The following is a 17,901-nucleotide window of genomic DNA, read 5'->3' as shown; positions in this document are numbered from 1 at the left end:
GGGGTCCGCTTGGAAAACGGAAAATATCCTACGCTAACACTGTTTTTTGTACAGACCACTATCTACTGAGCGTAACGAGCGGTATTTACCCTGTCCCAGCTTGAGGTTTGTTCGCCAGACGTAATCCCCGCTCAGATTGATATGTTCCCACCCCAGCGGGGACAGATGAGAAATCAGTTGCTCATTAATCGGGATCCCTTTTCGTCTCAGGGAATCTATGGCTCTTTCTATATATACCGTATTCCACAGTGAGATCGCCGCAGTCAGTAATGTCAGACCACTGGCACGATAGCTCTGATTCTCCAGTCCCCGATCTCTGATTTCACCCAGCCGGTGCATAAAGAGCGCTCGCGCAAGGGCATTGCGGGCCTCACCTTTATTCAGCCCCGCCTGTACGCGTCGGCGCAGTGATGGATCGCGAAACCAGTCCAGCATAAACAGTGCACGTTCGATACGCCCAATTTCCCTCAATGCCTTTGCAAGGCCATTTTGTTTAGGGTAACTGGCCAGCTTTTTCATCATCAGCGATGCGGTAACTGTCCCCTGTTTTATCGAGCTTGCGAGGCGAAGTACTTCATTCCAGTGTGTCTCAATGTCTTTAAGATTCAAAGGGGTTGTGGATATCACAGACTGAAGTCCAGGATACCACTCAGCCTTTCCATGAATAAAAATCCGCTTGTCGTGAAGATCCCGGATCCTTGGCGCAAAAGCGAATCCGAGCAGATGCATCAGCGCGAAAACATGCTCAGTGAAACCTGCGGTGTCGGTGTAATGTTCTGTAATTTCCAGATCACTTTCGTGATACAGCAGACCATCAAGTACGTGGGTGGAGTCCCGCACGCGGCTGATCACTTTGGTATAAAAAGGGCTGTACTGGTCCGAAATATGCGTGTAAATCTGCACGCCTGGCTCCTGACCGTATTTCAGATTGACCTGGCCGGCATAACGCCCGTGGCTACCTACCCGAAAATTCTGCCCGTCGGATGAAGACGTTGTGCCATCGCCCCAGAATGCCGCCAGAGGCCGTTTTTTTTGTGCATTAACCAGCTCAGCCAGCGCGGCTGAATATGTTTCATCCCTGATGTACCAGGCCTGAATGCCCTCGAGTGACGACTTTGTTGTTCCCGGACAGGATTCGGCCATTTTTGTCAGTCCCAGGTTGATCCCATCGGCCAGGATGGTGGTCAGTAACAATTTTCTGTCTTTCGGCCTGACGTTATTATTTTTGAGATGCGTGAAATGTTGGGTAAAACCGGTCCAGCCGTCCACTTCATCCAGCATTTCCGTAATTTTAGGGTGAGGCAACATACCGTAAACCAGATCGGCAAAAGGGGATGCTGCTGAAGGGACACTGTTATCCAGCGGGGTAATTTTCACACCTTTATCCGATATATCAACATCAGGCAAATCACCGGCCAGCGCCATCGCATTCACTTCCTCCAAGCGCGATGCCAGAAGCGTCATACGACTCTTGATGTATTTATGGCAATCGGTCGGAATGGCAAGGGGTAACTGATTATCCAGGAGTGATTTTTCAAAATCGCCTGACGGGATCAGATAATCATCGAAATTCCTGTAGCGGCGCGACCCCTTTACCCAGATATCGCCAGAACGTAATGCTCCCTTAAGCTCGTTCAGTACGCAAAATTCGTAATATTTGCGGTCAATGCCGGTGGGAGTGATCACGACCTTTCTCCAGCTCTCAGGAATAAACCCGGTTGGCGCGGATGGCGGAACTTTTCGGAGTTGTTTCCGATACATCTCACTGACGGTATCCAGCGCGTCACTGAGTTGTATTGCGGCAGGCGCAGCCCTGAACTGCAACGCTGAGAGCATCCGGGGGGCGTATTTACGCAGAATACTGTATTTTTCTGTGATTAGATGAAGCGGGTCGAAGTTGTCCTTACGTGACAGGAACCGCGTTTCCTCCACGCTGTTGATGAATTCCTGCCAGGGAAGGACATCTTCTATTGCGGCCCAGGGATCTTCACCGGATTCTCTGGCGTTAAGTAATGCCTGCCCGACGGTAACGTACTGCTTCAGCTTGCTCTGAATAAGCTTTCCCGTTTGCTGAAGCCGTTCGGCCTGCGTGCGTTTTGCCCTGCTGAACAAACTGCCAAGAATGCGCTCGTGCAGATCAATAACTTCGTCAGTCAGGGTGGCTCGGGCTTCCGATATGATACAAACCAGCGAAGCATAACGGCGAACATCCGTGAATTTAGCCAGGTCCCGGCTACTCATTTTCCTGCCTTCGCGTGCCAGTTTCAGTAGCCGGTTCTGGTGAACGGAAAGCGCAATGCTGTCAGGAAGTGCCAGGGACTCAATCGCATTTAACCGATCGATATGTTGCAGGACATTTTTACCATTAATTTTCCCCGGAGGCTGGAGTAGCCAGGCCAGCCGTGAAGGTTGTTCGCCCTCAGAGACCAGCAGACGGTCCAGTGCCACTTTTTGCTGCGGTTCAAGCGGCGAGGTAAGCGCAGAAAAAACCGCCCTGTCGGCAAGCGTTGTTGCTTCAGCAAGGGTTCGCTCGATGACATCTATAGAAGGGAAAATAACATTATTAGTGTGGAGCCAGGAGAGCATTTCTTCCGCAAGTAAAAAGCCTCTGTCTGTCCGCATGGCATGGGGATAAAGGTGGCGAATGCAGGTTTTTTGTAGCGCCCGATTGAAGGGGGATAATTCCAGGTAGCGGTAGAGTTCAGCCAGATGTTCCCAGCGGGTGACCTCTCTTGATGCATACTCGGCCCACAAATCAGGATTAAGTTTCAAATGAGCCGCAAGCCGGGAAACAACCCCGTCGTTAGGGGACATACTTTTGTCGGGAGGAAACCCCGGCCCTCGCAAATAGCAGAGTAAAACAGCAAAACCCAGGCGGTTTGCGGGTCTGCGGTGTTTATTAATCAGAGCGAGGTCATGTTCACCCAAAAAACACATGCGCGTCAGAAGAACGTCATCATCCGGTACAACCAGCAAGCGTTCTTTCTCTTCACTGCTGAGTATTTGTCTCCGTGGCATAAATGCTTCCTATGCATATAGTTTATTTGAGTTATCGCTTTACACTGACCGAAACCGACCGGTTTCGGACATGTAATATAGGGACTGTCCGAAAGTTAGTGTTTTTAATTTCGGACATGCGTTATAATAAGTACACCTATTTCGTACATAAAATAACTACATGTCACGAGTTTTTGCCTACTGCAGGGTATCGACCCTCGAACAGAACACTGAAAACCAGCGTCGTGAGATCGAAGCGGCCGGCTTTGCCATCAGACCCCAGCGACTGATTGAAGAGTGCATAAGTGGTTCAGTCGCGGCTGCTGAACGCCCTGGATTTATGCGTCTCCTTGATCGAATGGAAAACGGGGACGTTTTAATCGTAACGAAGCTGGATCGCCTCGGGCGAAACGCCATGGATATCAGAAAAACCGTTGAGCTACTTTCTGCGTCAGAAATACGGGTACACTGCCTGGCGCTGGGAGGGGTAGACCTCACCAGTCCGGCCGGAAAGATGACAATGCAGGTAATCTCGGCGGTTGCTGAATTTGAGCGGGATCTGCTACTTGAACGTACACATGCTGGTATTGCGCGGGCTAAGGCATCCGGAAAGCGTTTCGGCCGCCCGCCGGCTCTGGATGACGAACAAAAGAAAGCGGTGTTCTTGCGTATTAGTGAAGGGAAGAGTATCAGCGCGATCGCCCGCGAATTTGACACCACACGGCAGACCATTCTAAGAGTGAAAGCGATAATGGAAGACGCTGATGCTCGTTCATGAGTTGCTTTTCTGCGTATGTCCGCTTTGTGCCACAAGCAGACACCTAATGAAGTGCTGCCGTTCCCTCATTATCCATCAGATGAAAATCCGCAATCTGCGACCTGCCGGTTTTTGCCCCTGAAGCGCAGGCGCCCAGCCTGTTGCTTCCGGCACTCCGTATCTGATAAATCAAATAAAGGGACGTGAAATCAGCTCTATTCCCAGCACAATCAGGAACAGAAGAAAACACTGCCTGAAACGCCTGGCACTGATGCGTGCCCGCACCTTCTGTCCAAGCCACATTCCAGCCAGAGCTGGGAATATGGATAAAAAAGACCCTGAAAACTGCTCTATCCTGAAAGCATCATTAAGATAAAGCCCTGCGGCCAGCGCCACGGTCGAAACGGTAAATGACAGCCCCAGAGCCTGGACGAGTTCATCTTTAGTGAAGCAAAGCGACTGAAGATAGGGAACGGCCGGCATAACGAACACACCGGTTGCACCGGTGATTAAACCTGTAATGCCGCCAATAACGGGTGACAGCCATTTCTCACTGGCCTGAGAGACGCTAAGGGAAGGCGAGACCAGCGCAAAAACAGCGTAAATCATTAACGCTGTACCCAGACCAAATGCTGACCAGCGAGGATTTATGCTGATTAGCAGCGAAGAAGCTGCCAACGTGCCTGCCAGAATAAGCAGCATCATCAGCCACAGACGGCGGATAATCATCATGACAGAGGGGCCGGAAACAAGCTGCAGCACATTGGTCACGAAAGAAGGAATAACCAGCAGTGCCGCCGCGACAGGAAGAGGCATAAACATGCCCAGTAATCCCATAGCCACCGTTGGTAACCCCATCCCGGTCACGCCTTTTACGAAACCGGCGAGGATGAATATCAGTAAAAGAGAGACATACATTTGTTGGCTCACGGCATCGGCTCTGATGAAGGATTTTAAGTGATTCAAGCATCTCAGCCGTTAGTGGACAATCTGGTTTAAGTGCACCATGCTTCGGATAGTCCGAAGGCTTAGGTAAATTTATTTATGAGGCTGGATTTTGCTGATTTGAAACTTGTCGTCTGCATCGCTGATGCGGGCAGCATTACCCAGGGTGCCCGATGTGCCAGCCTGGCCGTTGGTTCGGCCAGTGAGAGGCTGAAAAACATGGAAGAAGATATCGGAGTAAAGCTGTTTTTTCGCCATCCCAGGGGCGTCAGCCTTACAGAAGCGGGTGAGATACTTGTCGGTCATGCCCGTGAATTACTGTCCCGCCAGAAGCGACTTAAAGCTGAACTTGACGCTTACGTTAAAGGCATGAGGGGAAAGATCCTGTTATATGCCAATACTTCAGCCATGGCCGAGTTTCTGCCCTGCAGGCTTGCAAAGTGGCTATCAGAAAACCCGAATGTGACCATTGAGCTGGAGGAGAGAACCAGCGCAGATATCATTAACAATATAACTAATGGCATCGCTGAAGCAGGCCTCGTCTCAGACGCCGTTGACCCCCGCGGACTCACGCTCGAACCCATAGCAGACGACAGGCTTGCGCTTATCGTCCCCGCCACTCACCCGCTGGGTTGCAGAGACAAGGTTTCTCTCTCAGACGCGACAGGCGAACCTTTTATTGGTCTTTACCCCGGTAATGCGCTACAGGATCACATCAGTGGACATGCCAGGGAGATTGGCCACTCGCTGACTTATCGCATCAGAATGAGCAGTTTTGAAGGGATTTGCGAGATGGTCAGTAGCGGTATTGGCGTAGGCGTTCTTCCTCTGTCAGTCGCTGAACGCTTCAGTAAAAAATTTCATTATCATATATTGCCGCTAACCGACCAGTGGGCACGGCGACGAGTTTGTATTTGCTATAAAACGCCGGATTCACTGAGCCCGTGCATGGCCAAATTAATCGATTTTCTCAGAGTGCAAAATCTATAAATGTCCCTGTCGCGGCGGCTTAACGTCGCCCTGCCAGGCAGGGTGTGTGTTTTCGATACAGTCCTGACGATGCCTTGATGATTAATGGGTCAAATGCAGGCTTCCGCTATTCGCTCAGAGCTGCCTGTCATGTCTGCTTAAGAAACGGCCTTAACGTAGGATATTTTCCGTTTTCCAAGCGGACCCCACTATGCTCAACGTAATCCTGCGCAGGCGAAGGAAATCCGCATGGCACATATTCCATGAAAAGAGGTAAAGGAAGCATTGAACAATTATCAGAAAGCTGAAGAAAACGCATATTGAACACTTCATTAATAGATACTGTATATAACAACAGTATTATTAATTGGTACATTCGATCAATACATGCAGACGAACTTTTTTACAGCACGTTGATGAGACAGGAAATTTATTTTATCAATCGAGCTACCCTACTTCATAGGGCGGCGTATTGATCGCTAAAACCGATCAATACGCCGTTATCGATCTGTATAAACGTTTACAAAACGAACAGCTTTGCTGTCATCATAAACGCTGGCATTATAACAATGTCGTAACACCAGGGAATACTTCAATCATCCTCAGTCTATTTGATAGGCGGATTTATAGCGATTAAAATGTGGTCAAAACCACTTACAAACCCTTTGAATTTGATAGATTCACAGTCTTTTTTAGATTAAAATATAGCCATAGAAATTCTCATCGAGAAGGATATTCGGATGCAAAGCACAGCGCAGAATCGAGCATACCAGCGTGGCCTGAAAGCCGCAGGGATCTGGAAAGGCACCAAAAACCGCCTGAAGCAATGGGATGCGGTGTGTGTGGCCGCGGCTGCTCGCCGCCATCTGCCGAAGTGGGCAGGCCATATTCCTGTTGCTGCATTTTGTGGACTATCAGTTGCCGCAATCCTATTTGGTGGATTTGTCATTAGTGCCATATTTCTTTTTCTTTGGGCTATTTTCTTAGTAAGCCCCAAAAAAGGACTGGCAGACGGTATACCTGTTTATGTCACCAATCCAAGTAAGCAGTCTCACAGTGATGACGCATACGCCTCACGCGATGAACATTTTGATGATTATTGGTGGTGGTGGAGAAAGAAATAGCCGAGACATATCCCCTCGGCTATTTAATTAATGACTAATTCATCATCCTTTTTGCAGCCTTTTGTGACACTGCATTGCTAGCAACTTCACCTGCACCGCCTCCTGTTTTTTGTGCTTCCTGAACGCCACTTTTCATTGCACTAGCCAGCTCCCCTATACGGATCCCAGCCCAAGATAGCGCGCCAACCCATACTGTCGGCAAAACGATGAACATCGTTCCCGTCACAAAGTTCATGACCATATCGTCAGAGGTGTTCTGAAAACCTGCCAGATTGAACCGGCTGTGGGTGTCAGAGCTGTACAGCGCTTCTAGTAGCCAGCTATCGAGCCAGCGCGCTAGTTCCCACCAGAACGTCAGGAAGTTGAGCGCGAATATCACGAATGTCAGGGTAATAGCGACCTTGAAATCGTAGACGCCAAACGCCAGGATCAACGGCAGCATGACGTATATGGCCATCAGCAAAATAGCCTGAACCATCGGCAATGCCTGGCGCATGGCATCAAATGCCGGAAACGCCCCCAAGCTCCCCAGCGCGCCGCCGGCGATAGCGCCAAAGCGAGTGATGGTATTCATCGTGGTAAAATCTGCATTACCGCCGTAGCCGGCGTAAACCTGCCCACCCTGGGAGATATTCAGGCTCTGAGGGCTCACCAGTCGTCTAATCACCGCTTCTTTATAGTCAGCCGTACTCTTTCCCATCATCTTCAGTGCTGCGGAAAGACGTAGCCACATGCCTGGGTCGGCTTGATTAACAACTCTGTCCTGCAAACCAGTATCCGCCGTTGACCACCATTCATTACAAGTGGGGTAACCGCCCCTACCCGTATTCGGCCGTCCACTGTCTCTTGATTCGTTCCAGGGAAAATTTGCCCGCGGCATTTTTGAGTTCAACTCACCGTAATAGAGAGAACGAAACGTTGAGCTCCCCAGCCATTCGATATCCTTCAGCACATCTTTATCCGTAGTGGCGCCCTGATCTTGTTGTTTCCACATATATAACGCCAACGCATAACAGTCGTTGGTAAAATCCTGAAGTTCTTCAGCCAACGCGGGATTATTGATATTGGTATGCTGCACTTCAAAACGTACCTGGCGTAGGTCTGGGCGACAGGGAATAGTGGCCACAGCCGCCTGCATCAGCCCTTTTGAAAGACGATGAACCACGGCCCACCAAAACGGAATGGCCGCAGCCTGATCATTCAAACTGGTGACAACACTTGAATAACCGCTATCATCCGGTGCCCGAGGTGTCCATGTACCGCAGGTTTTTGCCCTGGTTGTATCGTACTCCATCGTGCTTAAACTCACGTTAATCAGCGGCACACAACAGGCCAGCATCACAAAAAACGCGCCATACAGCGCATTCTCGATACGGGGCAGAGATAACATCCCTTTGTTGCCTTCATCCTCCCCTTCTTCCCGGACCTTCATCCAGATACCAACTATTTTGAAAGCCAATGGCGCAGCAAACAGCCCGGTACCAATAAGGATGTTCCACAGTCCGTTGTTAATGACCCATCCCAACAACGTCAGAAAATACTCAAGATAGCTGTTCGTCGTCATGGCGCCATCCCTATATCGATATAAACGGTATATTCACATGCCAGCAAAAACATCACGCTCACGATGGCCATCCGCTTCAACGACGCTTTATACTCAGGCTTACATCCTGGAGCATGCCAGATTTTCCAGCCCCCCCATCCCAGCGCGATATACAACATCAACCGCCAAGCCAACCAGCCAGCGCTAGTTTGTTGCATCCAGTGACGCAGCGCCAAAAACTCATTCGGATATGACAGCCCAATACTCGCTATCAGAAACATAATGAGCATGGCACCCATACCGATCGCCAACGCAAACACCGACAATCTAGCCCCATGTCGCAGCCGTTTAAGAAATAGAGGGGATTGTATCTTTTTAGATTCAGTCATGAGCATTCCTTTAGTTGCTTTGCGTTTCAGGAACGCCCATCTGATTGAAACGCGCATCCGTATTGTCCTGGATCTGTTTCTGCGGATTGGTTTCTACACGACTGTTTTCCCGCTCAATGATGGTGAGCACCGAGTTACGCGCCAGTTCGCGCTTAAGTTCCATCTCATTCTTCAGTGCATTAATTTCCCGATCGAGCGATTCAATACGCCGAGCACCTTCATCAACCGCGGCCTCCTGTGCCGCGGCATTCGGCTCTGACATACCGGTCATCAGCATACGGCGCATCAATAATGCCGTTTCAACTGTATCCGCCATCGCCAGTTCGCTGGCCAGACGGCCAGCTAACGCGGCATTATCCTGATCACGTTGTAGTGCACGGATCACACCACTGGTGATGGTCATGCTCCCCCCCTTCAACTTGGCCAGATTAGTCGCCGTCGGTTTTTCCGAACCATTTACCAATTTCACCAACTGTTCCAGATTGGTTTTTGTCGCCTCTTCCAGCATCGGCGCAAATCCCGTCCCAGCCTGTGTTGTTCCAGGCTGCTGGCCGTCATCGCCACTGGTGCACTCTGAGGCAACTTTACATGTCCTCATTGAACGATCGCCGAGTACCTGGACGACAGCTTTGGCCGCTTCCTCAGAGTTACTGAATTTCTGACAAACAGATCCCGTGCAATTACTTGTACTGACAGAAGACGTACTCAACACAGGCTGACTATTCATCATGTTGTAACCTGCGGCGGCCAAATCATACGTTGGACGAATAGCAGGTTGCCCTTTACCACCACGTCTCTGGCCACCAATCCAGTTCTGGCCATTGTTACCAGTCAACTTTTGGGAATCGTTATCCGTCTGAATGGCATCAGCTTTTCCACTATTCACCATTTGCTTATATTCATCGGCTAATGCTGATTGCGTCCATTTACTGGAATCACTGAAATCCATGAGTCGTTTCGTCATGTTCTGACAATTAAACATCGCTTTATCAAACGCGACGTTAGCCTGCAAAACCCCATTGGTTAGCATGTCATACAATCCAGGACTGGCTCGCTGGATAATTGCGCCAGGCAAACTTGCCACTGCCCCCGTCGCGCCTTGGATAACCGTTCCCATCAGGTCCTTAAACCCAGATGTCACACCATTTAATTGATTGCCGACCGTTGTTTTCAGGTCAAAGTTGCCGCACTGCAAGTCAGAGCTCCATCCGAGATCTACTCCCAACTTTTGCATACTGCTACGCGTCGCCGGCTGCGAAATCACAGAGCCGCCGCCCAGCGTATAAAATAGCTTGTCCGATACCCCGCCGCTGACATCTGCGCCATAGCCCAATACGTTGCTGTTCGCCTGAGGTAAATTGACGTTGAACAAATCTGCGTAAGTAAACGTGCTGGTCGCCACACTTACTGCCAGCACAATAAATTTCATTTTTACCTTCATGTCATACCTCATTAAAAATTCGTGCTGTAAAGGAATGTCTGACCTCGACGCTGGCAGCAGCTATAAGGGCGCCAAAGCGCATAGGCTTCATTGCCATCTTCAGCGACGGTATAATCGCCATCAGGAAAAACGGCGCAGGATGTATTTAATTTCGGGGAAAGGCGCTGCCATTTATGATTTTTCGTCCCCGTATTTTCCGTAACGGGATCCGGTGGCCAATAACCTGGAGATCGGTTACCTGTCAGAGGCTGATAGACGTGAGGTTGCCCCGTTCGGGTAATAATGTCCGCGACGCGTTGAGCCACAACGCCAGACGCTTTATCGTCATCCGTCTGTAGAACAAAGCCATCGCGAGGGTAAATGTTGCCCCACATGTTCCCGCCCACCGTGCTGCCTAGTTCCCGCTGCCCTGGAACCAGAGCTTCAGGATAAAGTGATTCCGGAACACCGGTGCGCCAGGCTATTGAGTCCAGCGTACTCAGAAAATACGGCATCAAGGGGGTTGCAGCACTGTTGCAGGAGTAGCCCGGGATCTGACCACCGATTAATGCTGAAGAGGGATGTCCGAACGCATCCGCATACTTAAATTTGATATTGGTTTGTCGACGTCCAGGCTCCTTAATGTCAGCTGCATTACCCCCGCCTGCGGATAAGCTGGCCAAAGCGCCTGTGACTGTATTCTCTAGCCCGCCGGCACTCTGACTGACCAGTGACATCTCACTCCAGGGATTGCCGCCCGGAGACATATAGGTGGAAACAACTGCATCAGGCGTAAAATGGGTCACTTTTACCGATGTTCTGACCTTGCACCCCCAGGGGGTGCAGAACAACCAGTAACAAATACCGCTAACACGCCAGCTGATACATGATGGCGAAATAGCACTGGCAACGAGTTGTGCCGTATTAACAGTGGCAATAGCTGCGGGTTCACATGCCGTCGTAAGCATAATAACAACCGCAAGCGGACGAAGTCGGGTTCGCCATCTACTCATTGCCGCCCCCTTCTTGCATTTTATATGCAATTGCTTTGGCGACATCGGAAGTGCCGTAAACCACATCACGATCGTCAAAAACGACAGCGGGATATTTTCTTACGCCAATTTCCCAGGCATGAACGACGTCCCGGTATGCGATTTGCAGGTCTCTCTCATGCTGTTGCCATTGTGGAGACCGCATGACAACCTGAGCCAGAGCAGTTGCCTGACCCAATGATGCCGGGAGTTCGCCAAACAGAGATAGTTGCAGACGTTCCGGTGCATCCAGCCAGACTATCTGTGTCTCAGGGGTTAAATTGGTGGGAGGATGTTGCTGGTCGGTATAAACAACGGGATTGGCCAATAGTGGCACGGGAAAAAACAGGAGAAGAAAAGCATTAATTTTGCTGTTCATCACCACGCTCCTTTAGGGTAATAAATACCCTTCAGGTTGCAGCAGGCCAGGAAGATAAACAGCGGTAAACTCTTTTTGGTAAAGTGAAAATTTAGGTCACAAGCGACCATCGGCAGAACGGGGTAGAAGGAGCTGAATGATAATACCTGCTAAATTGGGCTGAAATTGGCACTATTAGTATGTAGTATGGGATTACATCGTCACTTCCATTTGAATTCTGATGCCGTTAGCAGCGGCGTACAACTCAGCGTCTTTTGAATCGAATGGCTCACCGATTACGCCTGTCTGTGCGATAAACCCAGCCAATTCAACTTTAACAATTTTCGCGGCGGCTAATGCAGCTTCAGCTTCGGCCGAAAACGGATTGTCCAACGACACAATCAACCGCTCATATGCCGAGGCCATACGTTCGATTTCTGGGCGATGTTCTTCGAAAACCGCCGGGAAAAACGAGAACCCACGCTCTGGCAGTAAAAACCGGTATTTCCCAAATTTGATCATGATAGCGTCATACATTAACCGTTCCTCCGCCGTGTTAATTCGTAGTCAGGATGCTGGCCAGCCAGTAATAACAGCAGTTCGTATTCGCCGAAGGATAAAGATCGCCCTCCTGGGCCATCATCCTCTTTACCCTGCCAGCTCCGTAGCGCGTAGCCAAACCGCTTGGCTGCTGCACTTTGAGTAAGGCCTGCTGCTTCTCTAGCATGTTTAACCTCTGATGCTGATGGTTTCTTCATTGTTGTCATTACTCAAATCCTGATAATCGAAATTAGCGCCCAAAAACCTGAATTGGCCAGCGATGTTCTCGCATAATCTCTGATCCCGTTCAACCAGCGTGCAGTCCAATCCCAATTCAAACGCCGCCAGGCCGGTTGTACCACTGCCGGCAAACAGATCGGCTACGCTGTTAACGCTGAATGAGCCCAGCAGGTCGGTGATAGCGTCCGCATTTTTCGCCATGCCATGTTCCAACGCCCGCTCGCGAGGCGCATGGAAAATCGAGGGCCAATAGCCGTTACCCTCGAAAACATCAGAGCGCTGACGGCGACTGCGACTAAACAAAGACACTTCCCCAGGTGCGTGCAGGTAGACGCCGGTGTGGTGTGTATAGTGCGGCCGCTGGTCGCTGCGCGATTTTTTCGGCGCGACGGCATCGAGGACGAAATCAAATGCGAAGTTCCAGCCCAGCAGCGGATACAGATCCAACAGTTGACGCATCGTAGTGAGCAACACCAGATGACGGGAGTGCTGATGCCGGATAATTCGGCACAGCGTTGCCGCGGGCATATCAAATGGCGGGTCGGTCACAATAATATCAGCCGCAGTTGAATAGATTGCGGCATCACCATGCACCAGAATCATTTTTGGCATTGTTTGTAGACCCTCATAGCCAGTGCTGTCGGCATCTTGTTCGCGTGAACCTGGCTGAAATTTTTTGTCCAAAAGTTGAGGTTGCGGAGGGTTTCGCTGTCCCTGAAAAAAATGTTGATGTCATAAATTGGGACACCACCATCAATCAGCGCATTAGCGAACGATAACCGCACACGAGTGACCATCTGCCTGATCAAACCGGTCCCTGGCACAGTACCGGTTGGCAAATCCAGTTCGCGGCGCAGGTGCGCATCACGCTCAGCCTTACGTACGTCTCTCCGGACCTGTTCTATCAGCCCAGTATCCAGCCGTAGCATGTTGACGTAATGGCTGCCTACCACTTCAACGCTATGAAGGGCGTTTTCTGCACCGCAGTCCGGGCATATGCTGTGACGGATCGGATACCAACGGCCGCACGCCAGGCACGGAGCCTGCCGTAGTGTTTTCGGTGTTTTTGGCGGTTCGTCAATGTCCCACACAACATTTTCGTCAGGCTCGCCATGCAGCGATATGGCTCCAACAAGATCAACAATAATCGCCTGTATTTTCCCCGGTGCTGGTCGCAAAATGCGGCCTATCCACTGGCGGTACATGATGAAAGACTGTGTGACGCGGGCGATGATCAGCCCGACCACTCCAGGCACATCGAATCCCTCGCCAACCATATCGACGTTACACAGCACGTTAATCCGACCACTAGAGAACTCGTCAATGGCACGCCAAACGTCGGTCGCTGCCATGTCCGAACTGATGCTGGCCGCACTGATTCCGGCGTCACGGAATTGTCCTGCTATCTCCCGTGCGTTTTTTATCGCTGGACACATCACAATCGCCTGCTGGCCTGACATGTAGCACTGATATGCATTGACCGGGGAGTCTGCTATCTCGACCTCTGAGCGGCTTATAATGCGGTTTAAACCGCTGGGGGGTGTATAAAGCGAATAGCCACATAGCCTGCCGGCGGCAATCAATTTTTTGATGCTGTTGTCGCGCAGCCAGGCACACTGGACGAGTCTGTCGAACAAGCCTCCATTGCGAACCGATAGACTAGCGCCATCCATCCGCCCAGGCGTGGCGGTAAAACCGACAAATCTGGCATTGGGAAATATTTCGCACAGTTGTCCCCACTTGTTGTCATGAACGACGTGGTGAGCCTCGTCGATGAGAATGAGCCAGGGTCGAAAACGGTCGAGAGTGAGCCGGCTACGCCGATGATGTGATACCAGACTATCGATGCTGGCGACTAATTTATCCGGATGACCGCGCTGAATGTGATTCCGACCTGTCGGGCGGTGCGCGGCCATACAGCGGCGACGGGTGAATTCGCTGCTGATTGTGTCGTGCGATACGCCAAACCGAGCGACCATCGTACTACACTGAACCATCAGGACATTACGATGCGCTATCAACAGCGCGCACTCTGCCTTCGCAAATAATGCCGCCTCGATCGGCGTTTTGCCCGCACCAGTGTCAAGCTGGACGAGATCATTCGATGATTGCGACCAGGCATCATCAAAAATTTCTTGCTGGTAGTCGCGCAGAATCATTTAAAACCCCATAGAGCCGTCAGGGCGTTGTATTCCGCTGCAATCGCAGCAACATGGTCAGCATTAACCGCTGCCTTTGCAGTTTGATAGTCAGCTATCAGTTGCTTGTATCGCTCGGCGAATTCTCCGATGTCCTTTGCTGAGCGTTCACGGTTATCGATCCAGAACCCGGCATTTTTCATCAGTCCGTTCGGGTCACAGCAGATGAGTGCTTGCGACTCGGTCAATTGCTGGATTTTTTCTGCACGGATTACCTCAGCCCATTTGACCTGTTTTGCGGTGCCGCTCAGCGCTCGGCCACCGAAAAACTTTGCCACGTTGCGGGCATCCAGCGTTTTCTGGGAGTGTTTTTTTGGGGGGCGTTTTGCAGGCGTCGGCAGATAGTACGTCTTTGAGTCATAGCGTAAACCTGTCTCTGCGTCGTACCAGTAACGGCCCGCATCGTCAAACGTTGGCATATCCGCGATTTCGTCATGCCAGAACTGCCAGTTTCTGTTGGTCGCCATAGTCATCCCTTCTTATGGGTCTCTATCATTCGTCGTCGTCATTAAATTCAGGCTCAACCCAGAGGGTAGAAATAAACAAATTTTCATAGGAAGAAAGCATGTTCTTTTTGATAACATCTTCTGAATCCGTTCTATTAAAAACAGCCATAACATCGCCGTTATAACCAACGGAAGAGACCGTCTTTCCATTTGCTGCAACAACGGATTTTTCTAATTTTACATAGTAAGCAACTCCGTATTCATTGATATCATCAACGAGTTCAAGAACGTTACCTTTATGCTCAATAGTTATGATGGCCATTTCCAATTCCTCAGTCACGTTTCGATAATAAGATATTACGCTCATTTGAGCGTAATTACAATAATAAATTACAAAAAAAGAAACCTCCCTATCTCCTGTCTGGATTTACGCGACCTAGAACAGTGAAAATTTTATGTCGTCAGCGGCCTTTGCTCTTGCTCAGTACGCCAACGCAAGTAACCAAGTTCGCCCTCCCATCCAGAGAACCCTGCCGCAGCCGCGTTTCTTTCGATCATCCAGCGTGTTTCTCCGGGATTCATATAAGGTTTCCAATGCTCAGGTACAGGTAACGTCGGTTCATCATCAACACGCTCCCAACGCTTTTCTTGCCATGCTGCCCGCAAATCATCATCATCCGATGTTTCATAATACAAAAAGTAAAAAATATGCTCTGTCAGAGCTTCGGAGCCAATACCCAAGATGGACAACATTCTCTCTCTTTCTATCTGTTCCTGCATATGAGCATCATGATTGACCTGATCCAAAAATTCTTGGTATTCACGATCATCAATACTGCCCTTTTCCTCTGAAGTCCCTAGCGCCCAATCAAGCCACTCGCATCCATCTTCAAATTTTTGCTGGGATTGACTAACTTCAGAAACAATTCCCTCAAGCATAACCTCATTCCAGTCAGGTTCAGGCTTGAAGTCACCATGTTGCCTCAGTTGAAGATTAACCAACCGTATAAATGATGATGGCTCAGCCGGGATAGCTGCATTGATATCCTTACTTATTTGGGTTTCATCAATGAGCCGGGGTAACCCCCTTTTCTCACGGCCGCTGCCAACACGATCAACAATAAAGCGCTCTTGCCAAGCTTTACCCGCAGCTTTTTTGCCTGCACTTTCCATACTGGTGGTGTATTTCATCAGAAAGACATGCATATACCGCTGACGCTCTTCCGCCATACGGATACTGATATCGTGGAAACGTTGATAGAACGCTTCATCATGGCCGCAGTCCAAACTGTCACCTTCATGAGCAATCTCATGTTCAGTTAATGTGAAGAGGTAGCTTGCGCTGCGTAATGGATCGGTCCTCAGGCGCCGAATAATGTCAATGTTATAGGCGATATAGCTTTTACCATCCGTCCAGGCATCAGCTGACGTCGACTCCCCTAACAGAATGTGAAATATTTTTCCTCCCCGAGTGTAATTAGCCCTGCCGCTTCTGCCGCCGGTGCAACGGCGGGCATACTGACAGAGACACCAACGTAACGCGCACCAGGCACGTAGGGTTTCCGCATCAAGCGAATCCTTTTCTCTGACCAATTGAGTACGTTCGACAAAAGCATCGCTCAATGTTTTGAAATCGATGATTGCAGGTTCAAACGATCGAGTCGCATACCAAATACCCCGTTCGCTCTGATCGTGCTGGCGTAAGTTATTATGAATCTGAGCCAAGCACTCAATAAATTCATCGTTACTGTAACAACCGAAGCGAGTCAGTGTCACAGGATGCACCACAACCACAATATCGGCGCCGGCCAGCAACTCCCCGCGAGGAACATTAGCGCTACGGGCGATGGTGAAACACCCTTCATATCCTCCAGGTCGCTGCCGCCGGCATTTGTTCAGAAAATCGACCAGTGTGACATGCTTTTTCCCTGGCAATAACGTAATGACCTCTTCATTCCGATACAATGTGACCAACGAGCTATCTCCTGCCATCAGTGAACGCGCCGCGTTCTCTCTACGGGACTCCGTCTTACGGTAGTGACCAAGCTGATTCGCCAGCGCGGTGGCCAACTCACCAAAGCGTTTAGCGATGCTTTGCCATACCGGACAGGTTTTGCGGAGGATTTCAGTGCGGGAAACATTCAGCCCGATAGCTCGCTTACTGACGATAAGACCGCCAACGCCCCACATATGCCCAGGATCGTGGCGAACCAGTACACCTTGGTTATAAATAGATACGGCCCCGTCTTCACGTACGCGATACCAGGCGAAATCATCTTCAGCATCCCATTTCTCTACTGCCGGATTTCGAGTGATCAATCGCCCATTGAGTTCAACCCTTACGGGTGTATATCGTACCAGGTCGCGGATCTCCTGAACGGCAGACATCAACTCGGCCTCACTTAATGGTTCATACCACTCGCCGGTGATCTGACAGCCAGGCAGAACCTCATCCAGATTATCAAGATCATAGTGATACCCCATTACCCGCGTATCAACTCGCATTTGCCAGGCCTGCGAACGCCACTGTGTTTTGGCGTGGGCCATAATCTGCCCTCGCCCTAAACGGAAACGGCCATAGGTTGCATCACCTTCCATATGCGGCGTACCTAAACGACCGAAATAGTTAACCACATCGTCCCGGGAGGCAAATCCATGTCCATCATCAGTACATGAAAAACCGGCCTGGGACACGATTAACGCTATTGAGGCAGCTTGAGCATCCACACTGTTCATTAACAATTCAATGAGCGCCTTCCCGATAGAGCCAGCCTGACTGTATATGATGTGGTGAATAATCTGGGGATCGAGTTCGAAAGGATATCGCATGCGTTTGTTCTCCTTTAAGGTGAACAATTATTCTCGATACCCCGTGACAGGAGAGAAGAAACAACTCTGTTTGAAAAATTTATAATTAAAACCCCAAATCAGTCCATAGTCTGGG

16 protein-coding genes are annotated in these 17,901 nt (G+C 50.0%); 3 read left to right on the top strand and 13 right to left on the bottom strand.

The window, feature by feature from the left end:
• Positions 1–33: 33 nt before the first annotated feature.
• Positions 34–3,018 carry a Tn3 family transposase gene (locus BIY29_RS08960; RefSeq protein WP_121574794.1) on the bottom strand — a complete coding sequence of 995 codons (2,985 nt, stop codon included), beginning with the start codon at positions 3,016–3,018 and terminating at the stop codon, positions 34–36.
• A 160-nt stretch (positions 3,019–3,178) separates the two neighbouring features.
• Here BIY29_RS08960 and BIY29_RS08950 point away from each other — a divergent pair, with 160 nt between their 5' ends.
• Entirely contained in the window at positions 3,179–3,775 is a 597-nt protein-coding gene (locus BIY29_RS08950; RefSeq protein WP_121574793.1) for a recombinase family protein, read from the top strand.
• 168 nt (positions 3,776–3,943) lie between these two features.
• Here the strand turns inward: BIY29_RS08950 and BIY29_RS08945 are convergent, their stop codons facing one another.
• Positions 3,944–4,672 (bottom strand): sulfite exporter TauE/SafE family protein, encoded by a 729-nt coding sequence (locus tag BIY29_RS08945; protein WP_121574792.1) that lies wholly within the window; start codon positions 4,670–4,672, stop codon positions 3,944–3,946.
• 126 nt (positions 4,673–4,798) lie between these two features.
• Between BIY29_RS08945 and BIY29_RS08940 the strand changes: the two genes are divergently transcribed.
• Together BIY29_RS08940 and BIY29_RS08930 are read left to right on the top strand one after the other, a co-directional pair.
• The gene (locus BIY29_RS08940; RefSeq protein ID WP_121574791.1) at positions 4,799–5,689 is read left to right on the top strand and encodes a LysR family transcriptional regulator; all 891 of its coding nucleotides are present in this window, start codon (positions 4,799–4,801) and stop codon (positions 5,687–5,689) included.
• Positions 5,690–6,408: 719 nt separating this feature from the next.
• Complete coding sequence (locus BIY29_RS08930; protein ID WP_121574790.1) at positions 6,409–6,792, top strand: hypothetical protein; 384 nt, start codon at positions 6,409–6,411, stop codon at positions 6,790–6,792.
• Positions 6,793–6,826: 34 nt separating this feature from the next.
• Here the strand turns inward: BIY29_RS08930 and BIY29_RS08925 are convergent, their stop codons facing one another.
• From BIY29_RS08925 to BIY29_RS08870, 11 genes are all read right to left on the bottom strand, one after another.
• Positions 6,827–8,356, bottom strand: a complete 1,530-nt coding sequence (locus BIY29_RS08925; RefSeq protein WP_121574789.1) for a conjugal transfer protein TraG N-terminal domain-containing protein — start codon at positions 8,354–8,356, stop codon at positions 6,827–6,829.
• Entirely contained in the window at positions 8,353–8,724 is a 372-nt protein-coding gene (locus BIY29_RS08920; RefSeq protein ID WP_121574788.1) for a hypothetical protein, read from the bottom strand. The genes BIY29_RS08925 and BIY29_RS08920 overlap by 4 nt, the downstream gene beginning before the upstream one ends.
• A gap of 10 nt (positions 8,725–8,734) precedes the next feature.
• Positions 8,735–10,153 (bottom strand): integrating conjugative element protein, encoded by a 1,419-nt coding sequence (locus BIY29_RS08915; protein WP_420808412.1) that lies wholly within the window; start codon positions 10,151–10,153, stop codon positions 8,735–8,737.
• 23 nt (positions 10,154–10,176) lie between these two features.
• On the bottom strand, positions 10,177–11,157 hold the full coding sequence (locus BIY29_RS08910) for a TIGR03756 family integrating conjugative element protein (protein WP_121574786.1): 981 nt from the start codon (positions 11,155–11,157) through the stop codon (positions 10,177–10,179).
• On the bottom strand, positions 11,150–11,554 hold the full coding sequence (locus BIY29_RS08905) for a TIGR03757 family integrating conjugative element protein (protein ID WP_121574785.1): 405 nt from the start codon (positions 11,552–11,554) through the stop codon (positions 11,150–11,152). Before BIY29_RS08905 ends, BIY29_RS08910 begins: the two co-directional genes overlap by 8 nt.
• A gap of 192 nt (positions 11,555–11,746) precedes the next feature.
• Complete coding sequence (locus tag BIY29_RS08900) at positions 11,747–12,070, bottom strand: hypothetical protein (protein WP_121574784.1); 324 nt, start codon at positions 12,068–12,070, stop codon at positions 11,747–11,749.
• Positions 12,071–12,262: 192 nt separating this feature from the next.
• Positions 12,263–12,925, bottom strand: a complete 663-nt coding sequence (locus BIY29_RS08890; RefSeq protein ID WP_121574782.1) for a hypothetical protein — start codon at positions 12,923–12,925, stop codon at positions 12,263–12,265.
• A complete protein-coding gene (locus tag BIY29_RS08885) occupies positions 12,913–14,472 on the bottom strand; it encodes a DEAD/DEAH box helicase (protein ID WP_121574781.1) in 1,560 nt (519 codons plus the stop codon). Before BIY29_RS08885 ends, BIY29_RS08890 begins: the two co-directional genes overlap by 13 nt.
• Positions 14,469–14,984 carry a hypothetical protein gene (locus BIY29_RS08880; RefSeq protein ID WP_147437152.1) on the bottom strand — a complete coding sequence of 172 codons (516 nt, stop codon included), beginning with the start codon at positions 14,982–14,984 and terminating at the stop codon, positions 14,469–14,471. The genes BIY29_RS08885 and BIY29_RS08880 overlap by 4 nt, the downstream gene beginning before the upstream one ends.
• A 19-nt stretch (positions 14,985–15,003) precedes the next feature.
• Complete coding sequence (locus BIY29_RS08875; RefSeq protein ID WP_121574779.1) at positions 15,004–15,279, bottom strand: hypothetical protein; 276 nt, start codon at positions 15,277–15,279, stop codon at positions 15,004–15,006.
• Between the two features lie 131 nt (positions 15,280–15,410).
• Complete coding sequence (locus tag BIY29_RS08870; RefSeq protein ID WP_121574778.1) at positions 15,411–17,786, bottom strand: ATP-binding protein; 2,376 nt, start codon at positions 17,784–17,786, stop codon at positions 15,411–15,413.
• Between the last annotated feature and the right edge of the window lie 115 nt (positions 17,787–17,901).

It is taken from the genome of Brenneria alni (genome assembly GCF_003666245.1).
GTDB classification, from domain to species: domain Bacteria; phylum Pseudomonadota; class Gammaproteobacteria; order Enterobacterales; family Enterobacteriaceae; genus Brenneria; species Brenneria alni.
The sequence above is the reverse complement of the archived record's forward strand: the minus strand, read 5'-3'. Positions and strand labels throughout refer to the sequence as shown.